The organism is Prosthecobacter sp. (genome assembly GCF_044232965.1).
In the GTDB taxonomy this organism is placed as follows: domain Bacteria; phylum Verrucomicrobiota; class Verrucomicrobiia; order Verrucomicrobiales; family Verrucomicrobiaceae; genus Prosthecobacter.
The window spans coordinates 1-18,008 of sequence record NZ_JBIIKX010000072.1 but is presented as its reverse complement, the minus strand read 5'-3'; the positions used below and the strand labels follow the sequence as shown (position 1 = coordinate 18,008).

The 18,008-nt window shown below is 59.9% G+C and carries 16 protein-coding genes; 7 read left to right on the top strand and 9 right to left on the bottom strand.

Going from position 1 to position 18,008, the window contains the following annotated elements; all coding sequences use genetic code 11:
* Positions 1–103: 103 nt before the first annotated feature.
* The 3 genes from ACILSI_RS22015 to ACILSI_RS22005 form a co-directional block, all read right to left on the bottom strand.
* Complete coding sequence (locus tag ACILSI_RS22015) at positions 104–1,060, bottom strand: alpha/beta fold hydrolase (RefSeq protein ID WP_395724074.1); 957 nt, start codon at positions 1,058–1,060, stop codon at positions 104–106.
* Between the two features lie 23 nt (positions 1,061–1,083).
* Entirely contained in the window at positions 1,084–1,929 is an 846-nt protein-coding gene (locus ACILSI_RS22010; RefSeq protein ID WP_395724073.1) for a TIGR00730 family Rossman fold protein, read from the bottom strand.
* A 141-nt stretch (positions 1,930–2,070) separates the two neighbouring features.
* Positions 2,071–2,673, bottom strand: coding sequence for an RNA recognition motif domain-containing protein (locus tag ACILSI_RS22005; protein WP_395724072.1), 603 nt, complete (start codon positions 2,671–2,673; stop codon positions 2,071–2,073).
* Positions 2,674–3,117: 444 nt separating this feature from the next.
* Here ACILSI_RS22005 and ACILSI_RS22000 point away from each other — a divergent pair, with 444 nt between their 5' ends.
* The 4 genes from ACILSI_RS22000 (at position 3,118) to ACILSI_RS21985 (ending at position 7,063) form a co-directional block, all read left to right on the top strand.
* Positions 3,118–3,366 carry a glutaredoxin family protein gene (locus ACILSI_RS22000; RefSeq protein WP_395724071.1) on the top strand — a complete coding sequence of 83 codons (249 nt, stop codon included), beginning with the start codon at positions 3,118–3,120 and terminating at the stop codon, positions 3,364–3,366.
* Between the two features lie 60 nt (positions 3,367–3,426).
* A complete protein-coding gene (locus ACILSI_RS21995) occupies positions 3,427–4,026 on the top strand; it encodes a DUF6580 family putative transport protein (RefSeq protein WP_395724070.1) in 600 nt (199 codons plus the stop codon).
* A complete protein-coding gene (locus ACILSI_RS21990; RefSeq protein ID WP_395724069.1) occupies positions 4,023–5,033 on the top strand; it encodes a spermidine/putrescine ABC transporter substrate-binding protein in 1,011 nt (336 codons plus the stop codon). The genes ACILSI_RS21995 and ACILSI_RS21990 overlap by 4 nt, the downstream gene beginning before the upstream one ends.
* 98 nt (positions 5,034–5,131) lie before the next feature.
* Positions 5,132–7,063, top strand: a complete 1,932-nt coding sequence (locus ACILSI_RS21985; protein ID WP_395724068.1) for a bifunctional serine/threonine-protein kinase/formylglycine-generating enzyme family protein — start codon at positions 5,132–5,134, stop codon at positions 7,061–7,063.
* A gap of 72 nt (positions 7,064–7,135) precedes the next feature.
* Here the strand turns inward: ACILSI_RS21985 and ACILSI_RS21980 are convergent, their stop codons facing one another.
* Together ACILSI_RS21980 and ACILSI_RS21975 are read right to left on the bottom strand one after the other, a co-directional pair.
* Complete coding sequence (locus ACILSI_RS21980) at positions 7,136–8,389, bottom strand: competence/damage-inducible protein A (protein ID WP_395724067.1); 1,254 nt, start codon at positions 8,387–8,389, stop codon at positions 7,136–7,138.
* 33 nt (positions 8,390–8,422) lie between these two features.
* Positions 8,423–9,067, bottom strand: coding sequence for an AAA family ATPase (locus ACILSI_RS21975; protein ID WP_395724066.1), 645 nt, complete (start codon positions 9,065–9,067; stop codon positions 8,423–8,425).
* A 106-nt stretch (positions 9,068–9,173) separates the two neighbouring features.
* On the opposite strand from ACILSI_RS21975, the gene ACILSI_RS21970 reads away from it, so the two are divergent.
* Positions 9,174–9,587, top strand: a complete 414-nt coding sequence (locus ACILSI_RS21970; protein ID WP_395724065.1) for a c-type cytochrome domain-containing protein — start codon at positions 9,174–9,176, stop codon at positions 9,585–9,587.
* A 15-nt stretch (positions 9,588–9,602) separates the two neighbouring features.
* On the opposite strand, the gene ACILSI_RS21965 is transcribed toward ACILSI_RS21970, so the two are convergent.
* Entirely contained in the window at positions 9,603–10,259 is a 657-nt protein-coding gene (locus ACILSI_RS21965) for a hypothetical protein (RefSeq protein WP_395724064.1), read from the bottom strand.
* A gap of 233 nt (positions 10,260–10,492) precedes the next feature.
* Between ACILSI_RS21965 and ACILSI_RS21960 the strand changes: the two genes are divergently transcribed.
* Together ACILSI_RS21960 and ACILSI_RS21955 are read left to right on the top strand one after the other, a co-directional pair.
* Entirely contained in the window at positions 10,493–11,887 is a 1,395-nt protein-coding gene (locus tag ACILSI_RS21960; RefSeq protein ID WP_395724063.1) for an aspartate aminotransferase family protein, read from the top strand.
* A gap of 17 nt (positions 11,888–11,904) precedes the next feature.
* The gene (locus ACILSI_RS21955; protein WP_395724062.1) at positions 11,905–14,532 is read left to right on the top strand and encodes a PSD1 and planctomycete cytochrome C domain-containing protein; all 2,628 of its coding nucleotides are present in this window, start codon (positions 11,905–11,907) and stop codon (positions 14,530–14,532) included.
* A gap of 18 nt (positions 14,533–14,550) precedes the next feature.
* Here ACILSI_RS21955 and ACILSI_RS21950 read toward each other — a convergent pair whose 3' ends face one another.
* From ACILSI_RS21950 to ACILSI_RS21940, 3 genes are all read right to left on the bottom strand, one after another.
* Positions 14,551–16,557 (bottom strand): ATP-dependent helicase, encoded by a 2,007-nt coding sequence (locus ACILSI_RS21950; protein WP_395724061.1) that lies wholly within the window; start codon positions 16,555–16,557, stop codon positions 14,551–14,553.
* Positions 16,554–17,651 carry a phosphoribosylglycinamide formyltransferase gene (gene purN, locus ACILSI_RS21945; protein WP_395724060.1) on the bottom strand — a complete coding sequence of 366 codons (1,098 nt, stop codon included), beginning with the start codon at positions 17,649–17,651 and terminating at the stop codon, positions 16,554–16,556. The genes ACILSI_RS21950 and purN overlap by 4 nt, the downstream gene beginning before the upstream one ends.
* A 117-nt stretch (positions 17,652–17,768) precedes the next feature.
* A partial coding sequence (locus ACILSI_RS21940) for a hypothetical protein (protein WP_395724059.1) occupies positions 17,769–18,008 on the bottom strand: 240 nt, incomplete at its 5' end.

Here is an 18,008-nt window from a genome sequence, read left to right as displayed (position 1 = left end):
CGACACTGCCTGGCTCGAAGAATTTCTCCCCTTGATGCGCTGTCCGGACACGCATCAGCCGCTGCGTCGCGCCACGGCGGAGGAGTGCGCGAAATTGGGTGTTTCAGCGGCTTTGACGACGCAGGACGGAAGCCAGCAGTTCACCATCGACGAGGGCATTCCCATTCTGCTGCCCCGCATCGTCCGGTGAGGCCGGTTTTTGCAGAGCGGAGGCCAGAATCTGCTCCGCGTGAGTGATGGGCAGGGAATAGTGACCGTCGATGTCCGACCAGACCTTCGTGGCGGCAGGGATCAGTGACGCGATGCGCTCGGTGTAGGTCCAGGCGATGTTGCGGTCTTGTTTGCCGTGCCAGAATTGAATGGGGAAGTCGATCTGGCTCACTTCAAACCCCCATTCACTGAGATAAATGTCCGCGTCGGCGATGACACTGCGCGGGCCACGGTTCAAAGCGCCGAGCGTGGCATCGCGCACGACATCGTAAATGCCAGGCAACAGCAGGACGCGGCGGTCTTCCTGTCCCAGCAGCTTCATGAGCCAGCGCAGGGGAGCTTTATGGGGTGATCCTTTGGCGGCCATTCCACCGAGGCGCAGCACGGTGCCGAGGATGGACGGAAAATAGTGCCGCAACTGGATCATGAGCCGGTAGAGCCAGAACATGTCACGGTCTCCGAGAAATTTCAGCGGTGGCGCACCGCAGATGATGGAGGCGGAGAGCAGGCGCTTGTGAAGCTTCAACGCGGAGACCAGCACATACGGGCCGCCGCCGGACCAACCGAGCACATGGTAATTGTCCGCCCCGACATGGCCGGCGAGCTGGCTTAAAGTGTCCGGCCAGTCAAACAGCGTGCGTCCCGGCTGGAGGTCGGAGAGACCGACACCCGGCCGGTCGGGGCAGATGAGACGGATGCGGTGTTTCTTGGCCGGTTCGTCAAAGAGCGAGCCCTGGAGGCGTGAGGAAGGCCAGCCATGAAAATAAAATGCCACCTCGCCCTTGGGGTCACCATACTCCGCATAGCCGAGCTTGAGGCCGTTGGAGAGGGTGAAAGTGTGGTCGGACATGCGAGGAGGCGGACATTGGAGTTTCAATGAGCGCCTTCAAGCGCCTTTTCACCCAGGAGAGGGATGCTTTTCGGAATGCGGCTGCGGCGCAGGCCGAACTGGGTCACGGCTTTTTCTTGGAGGTGCGCCACCGCCTCGTCCACGGAGTCGGTCCATTTGATCAATTCGAGATCCTCAGGACTGATGGTGGCACCTTTGAGCATGTGATCCATGAAGTGGCGCATCTCCGGCCAGAAATCGCTCCCCATGATGACGATGGGGAAGCTTTTCAGCTTCTTCGTCTGGATCAGTGTCAGTGCCTCGAACATCTCGTCCATGGTGCCGAAGCCGCCGGGCATGATGATGAAGCCATAGCTGTATTTGATGAGCAGCGTCTTGCGCACAAAGAAATGCTCCATGGTCACCCAGCGGTCGAGGTAAGGATTGTGGCTTTGTTCAAAGGGCAGCCGGATGTTGCAGCCGACACTGCGTCCTCCAGCATCTTTTGCGCCACGATTGGCCGCTTCCATGATGCCGGGGCCGCCGCCGGTCAGCACGGTGAAACCCATCCGCGCAATCGCCGCGCCCATATCCCGCGCCATCTGGTAGTAGCGGTGGTTTTCATCGAAACGGGCGGAACCGAAGACCGTGATGCAGGGACCGACGAAATGCAGGCCGCGAAAGCCAGTCATGAAGTCCTTGGCCACGCTCCAGAGCAGTTGCAGGTCGCGCAGGCGGCGGTTTGGACCGCTGAGCAGGGCGCGGTCTTCGAGCTTGCTGCAGAATTGCTCATCCGCGCGAACTTCTGCGGGTGTGACGTGGGTGACAGGCGCGCTGGTCATCGCGGTGCCGGGTTCGGGTTCCCGGTCGAGGAGTGTGGGAGCAGGCATGGTTGGTTTGATGATCTTGGAAGGTGGCAGCGGGTTTTTGTTCAGTACGCGGTCTGATTTCTGCAAACAGACGTTCCCAAGAAAAAGCCCGCAGATTCTTGCGAGAACCTGCGGGCCTTTGAGAACGAAGCGTTTCAGTGATCAGGCGGCCTGGGCCTGTTCTTCCTCATTGGAGGAATCTGAACCGTCACCACGCATGTTTGGTTTGGCACCGCTGAGTTGAAGCGGGCGGCCCATGAAGTCCTTGCCGCTGAGTTCCGCGACGGCACGGCGGGCTTCATCCACGCTGTCCATCGTCACAAAAGCGAAGCCCTTGGAGCGCTGCGTGCGGCTGTTGACGACGACCTCGGCGTTACGAACGCTGCCGACACCGTTGAAGAGTTCGAACAGGTCGCTCTCCGTCGCATCATAAGACAGGTTGCCGACATAGAGGCGGTCGGTGGTGATGTCAGCCGGATTGACTGCCGGAGGGGCTTCACGACGTGGACGGGGTTCACGCTGTGGGCGCGGGTTGTCGTTCGTGCTGCGGGGGGCGGAGGAACTGCCGCTGCGGTCCGCTTGCGGGCGGCTTTTGGGCTTGGATTTGCCGAGCAGGCCGAAGCTGATGGCGCTCAGGAATTTTTGCATCCCAGTGGGCTCGGGTTCGCGGCCTTCACGGGTGGGACGCGGACCGTCGGGGCGGGGGCCACGACTGCGGTTGCGATTGCGGTTGCGATTGCGGTTACGATTGGGTTGATCGGACATGGTGTGTGGATGTGCAGGGGTGTTGGGCGTGTATTGGCAGGGCCGGGGCGCTGGAGGGGGCGGCGGGCGGGAACGGGCGACTTGCCACTTCCACGGCCTCGCGGCACACGGCGGGCCGCACTTGCGGCCTGCCACAGCGCCACCACGGGCTGCTGCGGTTTTCAAAGCCGGGCCTGACTGGCCCAGCCGGCTCAAAGCTCACTCCGGCAGGCCCTGATGGCGCGCGGGAGATCACTTTCAAGCGTTCCGTCCGGTGGAACGTTTCCCTGGGCGCATTCTGGGGTCGAAAATGGCGCATTCGGGTTTCTGGTCAAAGGGACGGGAATCGGAGCATGGGGGCGCTCTGAAAACAGCGTGCGGAGATTAAGCAGGGCAGGGGGGTGGTCAACCGCGAATCCCGGACACGCAGCTTGCCCTCCGCCGGTCACGCGGCATCATGCGGGCATGATCAAGCCCCTCATCTATGTCAAAACCGGCTGCCCCTGGTGCGAGGAGGTGCTCGACTACCTCGATGCCCGCCGTATCGCCTATGAAAAAATCACCGTCAGCGGCAATCGTGACGCCATGCAGGCCATGATCGACCTCAGTGGCCAGTCCAAGGCACCCACGATGGACTGGGATGGCGAGGTCCTCGCCGACTTCGGTGTGGACGAACTCGTGCCCTTCCTGCGTAAAAAAGGACTCGCTGTGTAGCCTTCTTTGAAGAATTAAATGCCCAGCCCTGCTGGCTCAACGTTTCACTTTCTCCCTCTCATGACCGCCAAATCTTCCAACGCCTTTCTCCTTCCTCTCTTGCTGGTCCTCGCGGCCTCCGCCTTTCGTTTCGCCAAACTGAAGGGACTCGTCACCATCGACTTCCTGGAAAACTTCAGCCCCTGGATGGCCCTGGCCTTCACTGGCACGCTGGTTTTCCCGAAACGCGTTTCATTCCTGCTCATCCCGCTGCTTCTGGTGGTCATCGGCATCAGCGCCACCGGGATTACAGACGTCATGCATTGGGAGGCGGTGACGGTTTATGGTTGCTTCGGCCTCGCTGCATGGCTCGCCGCACGTTTGCGCGGTCAGTTGGGCTTGGTTTCCAGCCTGCTGGGTGTGATCGGCTGCTCGCTGGCTTTCTTCATCATCACCAACACCATTTCTTGGCTGGCCGATCCCGTCTATGCGAAATCCTTTGCCGGATGGCTCCAGGCGCTGACCACCGGCACGCCCGGCCTGCCTCCCACCACTTGGTTCCTGCGTCAGTCGCTCATCAGTGATCTCGTCTTTTCCTGCCTGCTGCTTGCCGCCTACAACACCGAGGCGTCCATCCGCCGCCAGCAGGCCATTCCGCTTCTCCGCCCTGTTGTCGCATGAAGTCGTTGTTGCTGCTCTCTCTCCTCGCCGTCAGCGCCTTCGCTGAAACGCTGCACGTTTACACCTGGGCCGACTACGTCAGCCCGGATGTGGTGAAAAAATTCGAGAAGCAGCAGGGTTGCAAGGTGGTCATCGACACCTTCGATTCGAACGAGAGCATGTTCGCAAAGTTCAAGGCCGGTGCCACCGGCTACGACCTCGTTTTTCCCACCGCCTACATGATCCAGGTCATGCACGCGCAGGGCATGCTGGCCGATCTCGATCACGCGAAGATCCCCAACTTCAAAAACATCGATGCCGCAGTCCTCGCCAAGGTCATCGACCAAAAAATGGCGCACAGCGTGCCCTACACCTTCGCCTACGCCACCATCGCGGTGCGGAAGGACAAGATCAAAGACGCCGAGGCCACTTGGGCCATGTTTGACCGCCCCGCCCTCGCCGGACGCGTCACCCTGCTCGATGATATGCGCGAGAGCATCGGCGCGGCGCTCAAATCCCTCGGCCACAGCATCAACACCCGCGATGCGGCCCAGCTCGCCGCTGCGCGTGACGTGCTCATCCGCTGGAAGAAGAACATCGCCCGCTTCGACAACGAAGGCTACAAGGCCGGCATCGACTCCGCAGAGTTTCACCTCGTCCACGGCTACAGCGGCGATTTGTTCCAGGTGCAGATGGAAAACCCGAAAGTCGAAATCCTCATCCCCCGCGAAGGCGTGACCATCGGCTGCGACGAAATGGTCGTCCCAAAAACCGCCAAGCAGTCCGGTCTCGCCCACGCCTTCATCAACTTCCTCCTCGATCCCGCCATCGCCGCCGAAAACATGGAGTGGATGGGCTACTACTGTCCGAACAAGCCCGCGCTCGAAAAAGTCAGCGCCGAGTTCCTCAAGAATCCCGCCATCACCATCCCTGCCGAGTTGCAGAGCAAATGCGAGGTCATCAAAGACCTCGGTCCCGATCTCGCGAAGTACACTAAGGTCTGGGACGAGGTGAAAGCGGCACGGTGAACATGGAGCAGCGACGATTCGTCGCCAGTCAATCCTGCTGACCGCGGCGGCACAACCACCTTGCCAAACAGTGCCCGCCTTCGCAGAATTCAGGCCGCATGCCTAATTCGCCCTCGCCCAGCACTCCGCGCCAGACCTGGCAGCCGCCGACGGCGGCGGAGTTGCAGGCGCTGCTGCCGCAGTATGAGATTACCGCGCTGCTTGGTCGTGGCGGCATGGGCGCGGTTTACAAAGGGCGGCAGATCGCGTTGGACCGCCCGGTCGCCATCAAGATCCTTTCCAATCTGCTTGACGAGGCCGACGCCAGCTTCGCCGAGCGCTTCAAGAACGAGGCCCGTGCCATGGGTCGGATGATGCATCCTGGCGTTGTGGCAGTTTTTGACTTTGGCGAGGCCGCCGACGGCCTGCTCTATATCGTCATGGAGTTCGTCGAAGGCACGGATGTTTCCAAGATGCTCGTCCGGCAGAAACGCCTGCCCACCGATCATGCCATGGCGATCACCGCGCATGTGCTCGACGCACTCGCCTACGCGCATGAACGCGGCATCATCCATCGCGACATCAAACCGGCCAACATCGTGGTCGGTTACGATGGCGTGGTGAAGGTGGCGGACTTTGGACTCGCCAAAATGACCAGCGCCGAGAGCCAGTCCGGCCTTACACAGAGCGGTACCGCCATGGGCACGCTCCATTACATGGCTCCCGAGGCGCTCATGCTCGGCACCAGCGTGGACCATCGCGCGGACATCTACGCCGTCGGTGTCATGCTCTACCAGATGCTTACCGGCAAGGTGCCTCACGGCCTCTTTGAGCTGCCTTCGCTGCAAATTCCAGGCCTCGATCCACGCTACGACTTAATCATCAGCAAGGCCATGCGCGAGGATCGAGAGCTGCGTTACCAGTCTGCATTGGAAATGCGCCAGGCGCTGGACGCGATACAGACTCAACCAGTGGCCGTGGCGGAAGTTAAAGACATTCATGCTTCGGCTTTGCCGATCATTGCCACCCATTCTCTGCCGGGTTCAAAAAAGCAGCCTGCATCACAGCAAGGCCTCGCGCCGAAACAGCAGGCATATCGTCCACCACCTCCAGCGTCTTCCGCGCCCTTTGGCAAACATGCCACGAACCAAGCGCTGGCTTGGATATCGCTGCTGGTGCTGGCGGTGTTTGGCGGAGTCGCATGGCTGGTGCTTACGCCGCCATCAGGCCAGCAGCCTGTGGATCCGATGGCACTTAAAGAATTGTCGGCTTCGTCAAACAAAACACGGGTCGTTGCATCCCCCTCCGCTAGCCAGAACGGCCTGTTCATTAACAGCCTGGGCATGAAATTTGTTCCATTGCCTGGCACGGAGGTCTTGTTTGGCATTCACGAAGTCCGCTACATGGACTATGACATTTATGCCGCTCAAGCCGCGAACGTGGATGGCACATGGACAGATCAAAGCGCCGATGGCTTCATGCCCGCAGATCGTCCCGACGATCACCCCGTCACCAAGGTGAGCTGGGAGGATGCAAAGAAGTTCTGTGCATGGCTAAGTCAGAAGGAGGGCAAATCTTATCGACTTCCCACCGATCAAGAGTGGAGCATTGCTGTGGGAATCGATGGGCGGGAGGATTGGAGGGCGGACACCACGCCCGCCACCGTTTACAAGCCGCAGGACCATTTTCCGTGGGGCGATCCCTGGCCGCCGCCGAATGGCAGTGGAAACTACAGCGATCAGAGCCGTCAGGCCATGGCACCGAACACCACGGCTAAATACTTGGAAAACTACCATGATGGCTTCCCGACCACCGCGCCTGTGATGAGTTTCAAGCCTAACCAACTGGGTCTTTTTGACCTGGGTGGCAATGTTTGGGAGTGGTGTGAAGACTGGTATGAAAAGGATCGGCAGGTTCGGGTCCTTCGTGGCGGCTCTTGGAACATCCACGCCCCGGACTACATGCTCTCATCCTGTCGCGGGCAAAGCCCTCCCAGCTTTCGTAATGGCATCAGTGGTTTCCGTGTGGTTTTAATGCGACCCAAGGAATGAAGTGATCAGCCGATGGCCGATTTGGGAATCGAAACCAGGTCTTTGCCCAGGTGACGATTCGATGAACGATAATCACTGTCTCAATGCGATCCCACACAATCTGCGCCGCAGCATGTCCAAGGCGGCTTGTGAGGTCAGCAGCTTGAAACGATCCCGCGCTCCGGGTGAAAAGCGTTTCATCGTCCAGGTCTCGGCGTTCTTCGACGCCAGGGCAATCCACACGGTGCCCACCGGCTTTTCCGGTGTGCCGCCTGTCGGGCCAGCGATACCGGTGACGGACAGGGCGTGATCCGCGCCGCTGTTTTTGAGCGCGCCCTCGGCCATGGCGCGGGCCACTTCTTCGCTAACCACTCCGTGTTTTTCGATCAATGCGGCCGGCACGCCGAGGTGCTGCTGCTTGGCCTCATTCGCATAGGTCACCCAGCCGTGGCCGAAAACGCGTGAGGAACCGCTCACGTCGGTGATGCGGTTCGCGATGGTTCCACCCGTGCAGGATTCGGCGGTGGCGAGCCATTCGCCGCGCTCGGTGAGAAACTGCACAATGACTTCTTCAATGATCCGCCGGTCCTCGGAGGTGATGCAGTCGCCAAAGGCCTCGCGAACGATGGCCGCGCCTGCATCGACGCTGCTCTGCGCTCCGGCGAGGCGCACATCCACATCGCCGCCGCGGATGCAGTAGCCCAGATCGAGGCCGGGGACGCATTCGAGACGCTTTTCGACCGCCTCAACGATGTCCGACTCGCCCACGCCGGTGACTTTGAGATACAAAACGCGTCGGGAGCCGCCGTCCGGCAGCCACTCGCGCAGTTTCGGCTCCACCTCGTTCTTAATCATCGGCTTCAGCTCACGCGGCGGGCCGGGGAGGAGAAAGATGTGCGCGTTCCAGCCCAGCATCTCGCCGAGGGCGGCGGGAAAGTACAAACCAGGTGCGGTGCCGAACGGGTTTGGCATCACCTGGGCACCACGAGGCACCATAGCCTGGCGTTTCGTCGCCTCGCTCACCGGCTTGCCGCGTTTCGAGAAATACTCGTTCAAATGTCCCAGAACTCCTTCGTTCAGCTCCATCGGCAGGCTGAGCAGTTCGGCGGTGGACTCGCGGGTGAGGTCGTCATTCGTGGGGCCTAGGCCGCCGGAGACCAGAACAACATCCGAACGCTGCGCAGCCTCCGCAATCGCCACGCGGATCACGGCGCCATCCGGCACGATGGTCTGCCGCGTCACCTGGATGCCCAGCGCGGCCAGCCGCTGGCCGATCCAGGCTGCGTTGGTGTTGATCGTGTCTCCAAGGAGTAATTCTGTGCCTGTGTTGACGAGTTCGACTCTCATGAGCGGTTCATTACGCTCAGGGAGGCAATTCGATCAATGCTTCTTTCTCGCCTGCTTTTTGCGCATCTCTTTGCATCCCAGTTCCGACACAATGCCGTCCAGCACGGCCAGTCCGAAGGAGATCTTTTTGAAGAAGGACGGGTTGTGCGGCACCAGCATGAATTTGGGATGCTTGGACCACAGAGAGCGCAGCTTGTGGTCGAGCCTGACCGCCTCCTCCATCGACTCGTTGCGGATGGGATTGCCGCCCTCGATGCCCATGCCTCCCACGGCGGCGCTCTCAAAGAAGATCACCGCGTCATAGCGGGCTAGTTCCAGTTCCAGCGTGCTGCCGATCTCGGCGAAGAAATGGTGCGGCTCGCCCGGCCAATAGGCTGCGCCGTCCACCGTGCCACGGTCACAGAGCAGCACGCGCTCAGGGTACAACGCGGCCTGTACGTCCTCCAGATTGCGCTGCACTTCGTAGATGGCACGCTGCGCGGCATGGATGGCCATGGGCTCGGAAGAGCGCGGGAACCCCCCGCTGAAGACCATCGTGGCCGCCTCCGGCACCAGCACAACTTTTTCGCCGATCTCGCGTCGGAACAAATCTCCCGCCGTGGTCTTGCCACCGCCGGGACCACCGGTCAAAACAATGCGGCAGTGGCCATTCCGATGAGTGGGGTGCTTGCGTTTCATCAGGGAGAACTCGCCACACGCCTAACCCTGCGTCAAGCAGAGGCCTAATTTTGCACAAACTCGGCATAGCCTGTTTCCATCACGTCGTTATGCTTGGCCCATGATCATGCGCTTCCTTCCTGTGCTCTTCGTCGTTACCTCCTGTGTACTGGCACCCGCCAGCAAGGGGGGACGTGAGCACTACTTCCTCACCCAGGTCAAACCGGTACTTCAGCAGCGCTGTGTCGCATGCCATGTCGGCACCCTGCCGCCTCCCGCTCTCAATCTCACCAGCAAAGCCTCCGCCTTCACCCGCAGCGCCAGCGGACGCGACTACATCCTGCCGGGCGATCCCGATTGCAGCCTGCTCATCAGCGCAGTTCAACGCGGCGGTACTCACCCCAAAATGATGCCCAGAACCGAAGTCAGCCTCACCGAGGACCAGATCGGCATGCTGCGAGAGTGGATCGAAGACGGAGCGTATTGGCCCGAGGGCGAAAAGGGAACTCTCAAGCCGCAAAAGGGCGTCGAGAACCCCTGATAGATCCCGGGCCGGTTAGAACAGCAACGGCTGCTCGTCTGAGCTGCTTTCAGCCTTGGAGCGGCGTTTCTTGGGCGTTTCAACAGTCTCTTCTGGGGCGGGGTTTTCTGGCTCCAAAGCCTCAACCGTGTCTGAAGCTGGTAACTCGTGAGGTGTTTCGATGATTTCTTCAGGCGAAGTGAGTTTTGTGCCAGTCGGTTCACTTGTTGGAATTGAAGTAAAGTGACTTTGAACGTCTTTTACGTCATTTGTTATTTCCGGCTTTGTCTCGATTTCGGGCTCTCGAACCCTGCCATGTGTAACGCTTATATCGTTATTTGTGAGTTTGCTCTTCCGGTGTTTCTCCACGCGTTTGGCGGTCAAACCTCGCACCTTGGAATCCTCACCATTGTGTTTGCCGAAATTCGGGAAAAAGAGGCGCTCACCGTCCATGCCGAGCCAACCGGAGAGGATCATGGCCTCGCTGAATCCTTTCTTGGATACCAGTTTATCGAGAAACTCTTTTGTAACGCTTAAGGCGTTTGGATTTACGCGGTTCAACTCGGCCCATGCCCACACGCGAATCAGTTTTCCCACTACGGCATCCTCATCCATTCGGAGGCGGCTGGCGATGGCACAGATTTCCGGTTTGTCCGGGGTGGAGACTTCGACTTTGATCCAGGGGCGGCGCATGATCGCATTTCTTGTGCAGGTTTAAAGAAACGTCAATGCATCTGTTTAAGCGTTACGAGAACCATAACCTGACCCAGCCCTGTTGAACAAATTTGGTTAATGGCTTGTTGGCTAGCCCTGTGACTGGGGCGGCTGAATCCGATGATCAGCTCTCAGCCATATCGTCTGAGCCTCGCGCACAAAAATACCGCGACCTGCCGCAAAGCGCGTAGCAGCGTGATTCGGCCTCATGCATGATCGTTGCCACTATGGGCAAAGAATTCAGCACCGTTCCGCAAACCGTTCCGCACGTCGAAACCAAGCACCGCCGCATCTGCACCCAGGTGCCGCATCCTGACAGCGTGCCCCTGCTGGACCGCCTGCGGGAGGTGGAGCCGCTCTCCATGCGCGGCATGCCGCCCATCATTTGGGAAAAGGCCCGGGACATCCATGTCTTCGACAAGCACGGCAACCAGTGGCTCGACTGGAGCAGCGGCGTCCTCGTGACCAATGCAGGTCACGCTGCCCCTGAAATTTGCAAGGCCATGATCGACCAGATCCAAAGCGGCCTCATTCATAACTACGTCTTCCCCAGCGAAGAACGCCTCCAGGCCGCCGAAATCATCGCCTCGGTCTCGCCGGAAGGCTTGAAGAAGGTCTTCCTGCTCAGCAGCGGCAGCGAGGCCACCGAGTGCGCCATCAAATTGAGCCGAGCCCACGGCATCAAGGTCGGCGGCACGTCGAAGATTGGCATCATCGGCTTTGATCGTGGCTACCACGGCCGCACGCTCGCCAGCCAGCAGGCCGGCGGCATGGCAGGCCAGAAATCGTGGATCGTGAACCTCGACAAGGCCATCATCCAGGCACCGTTCCCAGATGGTTATTGGGAGGGCGACAGTTCCTTCAACGCCTTTTTGCAGGCCATCGAAAAAAGCGGCATGAAGCCCGAAAACATCGCCGGGGTCATCATGGAGAGCTATCAGGGCGTCGGCCCCGACTTTGCGCCGGTCGAATACATCCAGAAACTCCGCGCTTGGTGTGACCAGCATCAGGTCGTGCTCACCTTTGATGAGGTGCAGTCCGGCTTCGGCCGCACGGGCAAGTTCTGGGCCTTCGAACATTACGGCGTCACCCCGGATCTGATTTGCTGTGGCAAGGGCATCAGCTCCGGCATGCCGCTGAGCGCCGTGATCGGCCGCCAGCACATCATGGACCAGTTCCCGCCCGGCAGCATGACCAGCACTCACACCGGCAATCCCGTCTGCTGCGCCGCCGCCGTCGCGAACATCAAAAAGCTGCTTGCGGAAGACCTCACCGGCAACGCCGCCAGCCTCGGCCCGATTTTGCATGAGCGCTGCAAGGCCATCCAAAAACGCCACCCGAGTGTCGTCGGCCATGTGACCTGCGCCGGACTCGTTGCGGGCCTCCAGATGGTCAAACCAGGCCAGAAAGAGCCGGATCACGATCTCGCGCATCGCATCATCGAGCTGTGCTATCAGCGCGGCCTGCTGCTCTTCGCGCCTGTCGGTGCCTGGGGCCAGACCGTCAAAATCTGCCCGCCGCTCACCGTCACCGAGGAGGCACTGCTAGAGGCCTGCGATGTGCTGGACACGGCGGTGGATGACGCCGTTCGCGAAAGATGTGCCTGATGCGCCGTATGACTGGCATGCGTTTCCCTGCCGGTTTCCTGCTCATCTGCCACGTCTCTGTCGTGGCAGCGCCGCTGACCTTTGAAAAAGACGTTCGCCCGATTTTGAAGGCAAACTGCTTTCATTGTCATGGCGAGGAAGGAGAGACCAAGGGCGGCCTCGACGTGCGGCTGGCTCGTTTCATCCTCAAAGGCGGCGAAAGCGGCCCGGCCATCGTTCCCGGCAAGGCCGCTGAGAGTCATCTGCTCGAACTCGTGAAGGCGGGCGAGATGCCGAAGGGCAAATCGAAGCTGAAGGATCGCGATATCGCCGTTTTAGAAGCCTGGGTCGCCCAGGGAGCCAAAACCGCTCGTGCGGAGCCGGAAAAACTCGGCCCTGAGCATGCTTTCACGGATGAAGAGCGTGCCTGGTGGTCCTTGCAGCCTGTTCAAAACGTCAAGCCGCCGGTCAAACCCGATGTGCTGGGCATTGATGCCTTCATCGCCGCCAAACACGCTGAGAAAGGCCTGGCATTCTCTCCCGAAGCCGATCCCGTCACCTTCATCCGTCGTGCCAGCTTCGATCTGACCGGCCTGCCGCCGACCCCGGAGGAGGTGGATGTTTTTGTCGCTGCCTACATCAAGCATCCTGCTTCCAGCATCGAGAATCTGATCGACCGCCTCCTTGCCTCGCCTCATTACGGCGAGCGCTGGGGCCGTCATTGGCTGGATGCGGCAGGTTATGCCGACTCGGAAGGTTTTGGCGAAAAGGATTTGGAGCGCAAATGGGCGTGGAAGTATCGCGACTACGTCATCAACGCTTTGAACAAGGACAAGCCCTTCGACCAGTTCGTGCGCGAGCAATTGGCGGGTGATGAGATGGTGCCACAACCCTACAAGAACTTGTCGCCGGACGCGATTGAGAAGCTCTCCGCCACGGGATTCCTTCGTATGTCGCCCAATGGCACGGCTGAGATGAATGATGCGGCGACGCAGAACGCGAACATCGCCGACACGGTCAAAATGGTGGGCACCTCGCTCTATGGTCTGACCATCGGCTGCGCTCAGTGCCATGATCATCGCTACGATCCGATCTCGCAGGCCGACTATTATCGGCTGCGGGCCGTGTTTGAGCCGGGATTCGACACGAAAGCGTGGCGTCTGCCAGCGAGCAGGCTGGTTTCGCTGCTGACGGACGCGGAGTCGGTTGAAGCAGCCAAGATTGAGGTCGAGGCGAAGAAGTTGGACGCGGCGCGGCTGGCGAAGACGGAGGAGTTCATCACCGAGGTTTTAGAAAAGGAACTCGCCAAGGCTCCTGAGAAGGATCGTGAGCCATTGCGCACGGCTTATCGAACGGAGGTAAAGAAGCGTACCGCTGATCAAACCAAGCTGCTCAAAGCCTGGCCGCGCGTTAACCAACTCAGTGCTGGTTCGCTTTATCTTTACGACACTACGAACAAAACCAAGCACGCCGACACGCTGAAGAAGATGACCGAGGAAGCCATGGTGGTGCGTGCGACGAAGCCGGTCGAAGAGTTTCTGCACGCCTTCGTCGAAGTGCCGAAAAAGCCCGAGCTCGTGCCAGCCACCTTCATTTTCAATCGCGGCAATCATGACCAGCCCAAGGAAAAAGTCGGCCCCAGCGATCTCACCGTGCTCGCGGCTCACCGGAAGGTCGAAGTGCCCGAGAAGGACGCCAAGCTGCCCACCACCGGCCGTCGGCTCGCCTTCGCCAACGCCTTGACCGATGGCAAACATCCGCTGCTGGCCCGCGTGATGGTGAACCGCGTTTGGATGCATCATTTCGGCAAAGGCATCGTTTCCAGCCCCGGTGATTTCGGTCAGCTCGGCAGCAAGCCGACGCATCCTGAGCTGCTCGACTGGCTGGCGGCGGAGTTCATGCGTGAAGGCTGGAGCTTGAAGCATCTGCACCGCCTCATCATGACCTCGCGCACCTATCGCCAGTCCTCGACTCGCGATGAGAAGCGTGATCGCATTGATCCTGACAACACACTGCTCAGCCGCATGAATGTTCGCCGTCTGGAGGCCGAAATCCTGCGTGATTCACTGCTGGCGATCAGCGGCAGGCTGAATCCGAAGATCGGCGGCGCTCCTGTGCCAGTGATGTTCAATGAGGAAGGGCAGGTCGTCATCGGCATCGACACCACGGACACGGCAGGCCGCCCAACGGGCAAGTATCTGGCCATGAATGGCGAGGAATTCCGCCGCAGCATCTATGTGCAGGCCCGCCGCTCGCGCCCGCTCGAAATGTTCGCCACCTTTGACGCGCCGATCATGGAGCCGAGCTGCGATGTGCGTTCTGTCACAACAGTGAGTCCGCAGAGCCTGCTTTTGATGAACAGTTCGATCATGCGCGTGCATGCCCAGCAGTTCGCCCAGCGCGTGCAGACGGAAGGCGGCAAAGAGCTGCCGGATCAGATCCGCCTCGCGTGGAAGCTTGTTCATGGCAAAGCACCTTCCGAGTCGGATGTGCAGCAGAGTGTCGAGTTCGTGCAGGCACAGACCGAGTTCTACAAGGCCAATCCCACGCCGCTCGAAGTCCAGCTCGGCGCGCCTTCGAAGACGCCTGGCGAACCCGGCTTCCTTGGCCTCACCGCGCTCTGCCACGCGCTGATGAGCGGCAACGCGCTGCTGTATGTGGATTGAGGCCGCTGGCGGCTGACCTCACTTTTCGGCGAGCATGGCGCGGAGACCGGAGAAGAAGTTGGTGTTCTCCTCCTGCGTCACGGTTTCGTTCATGTGGCGCGTGTAATCGAGTTCGGTGATGAACTTGCGGTCGAGTTCCTTCAGGAAAGGCGAGGGGAGGCTGGTCTGCTTCTGGCCCCACTTCATGCGCGTGCGCGTATGGCTGATGGTGAGCTTTTGCTTCGCCCGCGTGATGCCGACGTAGAACAAGCGGCGTTCCTCATCGACGCGGCCTTCATCGAAGCTGCGCTTGTGTGGCAGGATGCCCTGCTCGATGCCCGGGAGATACACGATGGGGAATTCGAGTCCTTTGGAGGCATGCAGCGTGATCAAGCACACGCCTTTTTTCTTTTCGATGTCGTCCTTCTCCTCGCGCTCGTCATTGAGGCTGATTTCGTCGAGGAACCCCCCGAGTCCGTCGGCGCGGTTGCGTTCCTCGTATCCGGCGAGGCTCTTGAGGAGTTCCTTGAGTCCGTTTTCCCAGCCCGCGAAGTCTTCCGGCTCTTTGGCGGCTTTTTTGAGGTGTTCCATGTATCCGACCTCAAGGATGAGCGCCTCGGTCATCTGCACGAGCTGCGTGCCTTGGCTGTTGGCCGGGCCGGAGTACTTGCTGATGATCGCGGTGAAGCCGCGGATGGCGTTGCGCGCCTTCTCGGGGATCTGACGCAGGAAATCCTCGTCACAAAGCGCGACCCAGACGCTGTGACCTTTCTCCATGCTGCGCTCGCGGGCGAGTTCGGCGGTGGCGCTGCCGATGCCGCGTGTGGGCGTGTTCAAGACGCGCAGCAGACTGATGTCATCGTGCGGATTGTGCAGAACGTTGAGGTAGCTGAGAATGTCCTTCACTTCGCGGCGATCAAAGAAGCTGCGTGCGCCGACAACGCGGTAGGGAATTTTGCGCTGGCGGAAGGCCTGCTCCAGCACGCGCGACTGGTCGTTGGTGCGGAAGAGCACGGCGAAATCCTCCAGCGGCTGCTTGTTGGAAAAGTGGGCCGCCTCGACCTCCTTGGCGATCATGTCTGACTCTTCTTTTTCATCCTGCGTGGCGATGAGGCGCACGAGTTCGTTACCGTTGTTGCGGCTCCAGAGGGACTTGGGGCGGCGGCCTGCGTTGTTTTTGATGAGGCTGTTCGCGGTGTGAAGGATGGGAGTGGTGCTGCGGTAGTTTTCCTCCAGCTTGATGATGTGCGGATTGGGGAAGAAGTCCTCAAACTGCGTGATGTTGGTGATCTCCGCGCCGCGCCAGCCGTAGATGGACTGGTCGTCATCGCCCACGACGCAGACGTTGTAAGGCGCGGGCACTAGCGCGCGCAGGAGGCGCATTTGCAGCGAGTTCGTGTCCTGGAACTCATCCACCATGACGTAATGATGGCGGCTCTGCACAGTGGTGCGCACATCGGCGCAGTCTTCGAGCAAACGCACGCCGAGGACGAGCAGGTCGTCGAAATCCATGACATTCAAGCCACGCATCTCGTCCATGTATTTTTGCATGACCGCGGCGTCGAGGTTCTTTTCAGGATCGCCCAGGCTGCTGCCGTCGTTCTTTGCCTTGCTGATGCGGGAGAGGGCTGTGGAGGTGTCGAAGGTCTCGTCTTTGACGAGGAGGCCCTGGGTCACCTTTTTGAGCAGGCTTTCCTGCTCGCCCTGGCTGTAGATGACGAAGTTGTTCTTGTAGCCGACGTGCGAGGCGAACTCGCGCAGAAGGCGAGCGCAGAAGGCGTGGAAGGTGCCAAGAACGACTTTTTTGCCAAGGCCGTCGCGCACCATGCCTTTGACACGCTCGCGCATTTCAGTGGCGGCCTTGTTGGTGAAGGTGACGGACAGGATGTTTTTCGGATTGATGCCCTCGTTCACCATGTAGCTGATGCGTGCGGTGAGCACACGCGTCTTGCCTGTGCCTGCGCCAGCAAGAATGAGCAGCGGGCCGTGGATGTGCGTGGCCGCCTCGCGCTGCTGAGGATTGAGAGTGCCGGTGAAGCTGCTCATGGCGCTCCCGCACCTCGCACGGGCAGGCCGAGTTCACGCCACTCGTTGAGCACTGTCGGCAGCAGCTTGTGCTCCTCGGTCTTGATGCGTAGATGCAGTGTCTCGGCGGTGTCGTCTGGCAGCACTGGCACCTTTGCCTGTGCGAGTGTGCGTCCCGCGTCGATCTCCGCAGTGACGAGATGCACTGTGCAGCCGGTTTCGCTGTCACCCGCTTCAATTGCAAGTTGTGGGGCGTTAGCGCCTTTGTGCTTCGGCAGCAGTGAAGGGTGGACGTTCACGATGCGGCCGCTGTAGGCGCTGATGACCGGCTCTTTGAGGATGCGCATGAATCCGGCGAGCACGACAACATCCACACGCGCGCGTTCCAAGTGATCAAAGATTTCTTTCTGCGCCGCGTCACCGAGTTTGCGCGGATTGCCGCCAGGATCGACAAACTGCGCGGGCAAACCAGACTCACGAGCGATCTTGAGAAAACTGGAGTCTGCTTGATCGCTGATCGTGATGGCGATCTCGGCATTGAGCGTACCGTTTTGCACTGCCGCGATGATGGCGCGGAGATTCGAGCCTGCGCCGGAGCCGAGAATGGCGATGCGGAGCCGGTTCGATGTTTTGTCACCGAGCATCTTGTTAATGGTGCTCGTGGTGGAGCGTCCTGGAACGAGCGGCAGGATGCGGATTTCCGTTCCTGCTTCTTCAAGCGCGGCCCGCTCTTCACGATTCAACGAATCGACGGTGTAGTCACCACCTTTGGCATACACATGAGGTTTGATGGCCTCGATCAATGACGTGGCACGTTCACCATCGAAGATCACTACCGCATCCACGGCACGCAACGCTCCGAGCACTTCAGCGCGGTCGTTCTGACCATTCAGCGGGCGGTCCGGTCCTTTGAGAACTTGCACGGAGCTGTCGGAGTTCAATCCAACCACAAGCGCATCACCGAGCGAACGTGCGTCATGCAGATAACGCACATGACCCGCATGCAGAAGATCGAAGCAGCCGTTGGTGAACACGAGTTTTTTTCCCTGCGCGTCCAGTTCTGCGCGCAGGCGCTGAACTTCGGGGATGGTTTGTGCGGTGTGGTCGGCAGACATGCTTCTGCTTAATGGCGTGAACAGGCGCGGATGCAAGGAACGAGCCGCAGGCTCCCCAAAAACAAAAAGCGGAAGGCACTGCCTTCCGCTTTTTCGAAATTTTTTTAAAGGCTGGCTTCAGCCATCTTTCAAAACCACGTTTTCAGTCACGGCGCTGGCTGGATCGCGTGTCAGCGGCCAGTAGGCTTCCATGTTGAGCTTGGCAGGCGGCTTCATTTCGAACTGCTTGCCATCCTTGGCGCCAAAGCCTTGATAAGCGAGCGGCATGAGGGTGACGCACACACGCTCCTGGTCAAACTTCTGCACATGGAGGGCCGCGGTGAAGGTGTTCTTCTGGTCCAGCACAATGGTGTCGCC

What these genes read in the sequence shown, in the direction of transcription:
- ACILSI_RS21975 (WP_395724066.1), bottom strand. Translation starts at nt 9,067, where the DNA reads ATGAAACGCAAGCACCCCACTCATCGGAATGGCCACTGCCGCATTGTT.
- ACILSI_RS21995 (WP_395724070.1), top strand. Translation starts at nt 3,427, where the DNA reads ATGACCGCCAAATCTTCCAACGCCTTTCTCCTTCCTCTCTTGCTGGTC.
- ACILSI_RS21965 (WP_395724064.1), bottom strand. Translation starts at nt 10,259, where the DNA reads ATGCGCCGCCCCTGGATCAAAGTCGAAGTCTCCACCCCGGACAAACCG.
- ACILSI_RS21960 (WP_395724063.1), top strand. Translation starts at nt 10,493, where the DNA reads ATGATCGTTGCCACTATGGGCAAAGAATTCAGCACCGTTCCGCAAACC.
- ACILSI_RS21950 (WP_395724061.1), bottom strand. Translation starts at nt 16,557, where the DNA reads ATGAGCAGCTTCACCGGCACTCTCAATCCTCAGCAGCGCGAGGCGGCC.
- ACILSI_RS22015 (WP_395724074.1), bottom strand. Translation starts at nt 1,060, where the DNA reads ATGTCCGACCACACTTTCACCCTCTCCAACGGCCTCAAGCTCGGCTAT.
- ACILSI_RS22000 (WP_395724071.1), top strand. Translation starts at nt 3,118, where the DNA reads ATGATCAAGCCCCTCATCTATGTCAAAACCGGCTGCCCCTGGTGCGAG.
- ACILSI_RS22010 (WP_395724073.1), bottom strand. Translation starts at nt 1,929, where the DNA reads ATGCCTGCTCCCACACTCCTCGACCGGGAACCCGAACCCGGCACCGCG.
- ACILSI_RS21970 (WP_395724065.1), top strand. Translation starts at nt 9,174, where the DNA reads ATGCGCTTCCTTCCTGTGCTCTTCGTCGTTACCTCCTGTGTACTGGCA.
- ACILSI_RS21990 (WP_395724069.1), top strand. Translation starts at nt 4,023, where the DNA reads ATGAAGTCGTTGTTGCTGCTCTCTCTCCTCGCCGTCAGCGCCTTCGCT.
- ACILSI_RS21955 (WP_395724062.1), top strand. Translation starts at nt 11,905, where the DNA reads ATGCGTTTCCCTGCCGGTTTCCTGCTCATCTGCCACGTCTCTGTCGTG.
- ACILSI_RS22005 (WP_395724072.1), bottom strand. Translation starts at nt 2,673, where the DNA reads ATGTCCGATCAACCCAATCGTAACCGCAATCGCAACCGCAATCGCAAC.
- ACILSI_RS21980 (WP_395724067.1), bottom strand. Translation starts at nt 8,389, where the DNA reads ATGAGAGTCGAACTCGTCAACACAGGCACAGAATTACTCCTTGGAGAC.
- purN (WP_395724060.1), bottom strand. Translation starts at nt 17,651, where the DNA reads ATGTCTGCCGACCACACCGCACAAACCATCCCCGAAGTTCAGCGCCTG.
- ACILSI_RS21985 (WP_395724068.1), top strand. Translation starts at nt 5,132, where the DNA reads ATGCCTAATTCGCCCTCGCCCAGCACTCCGCGCCAGACCTGGCAGCCG.